The sequence below is a fragment of the Candidatus Methylacidiphilales bacterium genome (assembly GCA_025056655.1).
Taxonomy (GTDB): Bacteria; Verrucomicrobiota; Verrucomicrobiia; order Methylacidiphilales; family JANWVL01; genus JANWVL01.
Map to the genome: position 1 here is coordinate 1 of JANWVL010000084.1, position 1,627 is coordinate 1,627.

The 1,627-nt window shown below is 46.9% G+C and carries 2 protein-coding genes; both read right to left on the bottom strand.

Annotated features, from left to right (window positions below):
- Positions 1–759: 759 nt before the first annotated feature.
- Complete coding sequence (locus tag NZM04_05305; protein ID MCS7063449.1) at positions 760–1,005, bottom strand: hypothetical protein; 246 nt, start codon at positions 1,003–1,005, stop codon at positions 760–762.
- Positions 1,006–1,132: 127 nt separating this feature from the next.
- On the bottom strand, positions 1,133–1,627 hold a 495-nt coding region (locus NZM04_05310; GenBank protein ID MCS7063450.1), incomplete at its 5' end, for a hypothetical protein.

Below are 1,627 nucleotides of genomic sequence, written 5' to 3' on the forward strand. Positions count from 1 at the left end.
GAGGTGATGAATTGGGTTTAGGATGTGCGGTCTGTAGCTCTTCGGTAGGCTGCTAGTATTATCTTACTGCATGGATTAGGGGCTTTAGCACGGTCAGATATATTGAAAAACACCTCGAGATTAAGCTAATGTGCTTCTTGAATCTTTGTTGTCCTAATTTAAGTAGTTAAAAGGAATCTGCCCATCGATCTTTGGATGCATTAGGGGAAAGACCCTAACTTTTTAGAGGCCATAATAGATCAGAATCTAAACCCACAAAAAGGATATGCATTGGAATATTCGGAAGTCTATGAGGGTTTGCTCCAGCTCACAATGAACTTCAATCAGGGAAGGTATTGAGACTGTCTCGAGGTTTGCGTGCTATCGTCAGTGCAATTCCACTCTGGACAAGCTTTCTTCGACGGTGCGGTGCAGGGTGTAAGTGTTTATCGATTGGTTTTGTTTGCGTGAAAAGTATGTTAGCAATATACCCGGCAGGGATGCGCGATGAGCTGCGTTTTCGTAACGCTCTTGCTATTAGTTTTTCATGGATGGCTTTCGTATATCAATTGTGAGTATGTCAGCAGTTTCTTTAATCCACGAACCTACTATTCAGCGCGGATCCCGCCTCCGTTGCGGATACGAATCCCTAGGTTCCTTTCACCATCTTGTAACTGTCGTCAGGTCATATTCCCAGTTCATGTAATGATGCGGTGGTCTTACAGGCGAGCCAAGCAGGACGAGATATAAGTTGAGCTAAGGTTACTTATTAAATCGCTCTTATTGAGAATCCACTGGCTGAAAAACGCCTGTAAAAGGTGGGTCAGGTTCTACCAATCGCCAGACAACTCCGGAAGCTTTATGTCGTAACCATCTCTGGTTCCAGTATGCCCCTATGCAAGATGGATCGACAGGCACTTCTTCAGCGTTTCCAAGCTTAATTTGCTCTTCAATCCAGCTCTGAAAGCGCTGAAATTCGCCAGGGCTTTGAAAACCAATTATCTCTTCCCAGGGACATTTACTCATGGCACCACCCAAGCCGGATCCACTGTTCCAGGCATCATATAAATTTGATTTCCGCCTCCCAGTAAACTTCCTTGAGGGGCTGCTGTGCCTTCATAAATCCTCGTTCCTGCGGGAACATTAATCTTGATTACACTGGTCGCTTTTTACCCCAAATTGGATTTAAAGCACTATCCATGATGGACTGAACAGGTCCAGAAGGAGCTGTTCTTGTCCAATAAGGGCCTATGGCTTTACTTGGATCGCTGTAAACCCGATAAAGTATAGTGCTCTCCTGAAGAACATGCTCAGTGTATGTGAAGCTACGGAATGTGCTAGCAATTTCTTTTCCGAGCGGGCCCGGCCCTGTCAGCGGATTCCAGCTTATCGCCCATACACCATCCCACGCCCTATTCGCATCATCGGCTATGTTTAAGACAGTGGCTGTCGTGGGTTTAACTGCTGACAAGATATCCCCGGCTATGCCCCCGATCATCTTCCCTGCCGGTATGATACTTCCTATGGCTAACCCTCGCTCCGCTCCACCCACTTCCGTGCCCGCCATGGTCCGACCCGTCAGCAACGTCACTGCACCATCTAGTTGTCCCACCACTGGCAACAATCCCAAGATCACATCTGCAGTCTT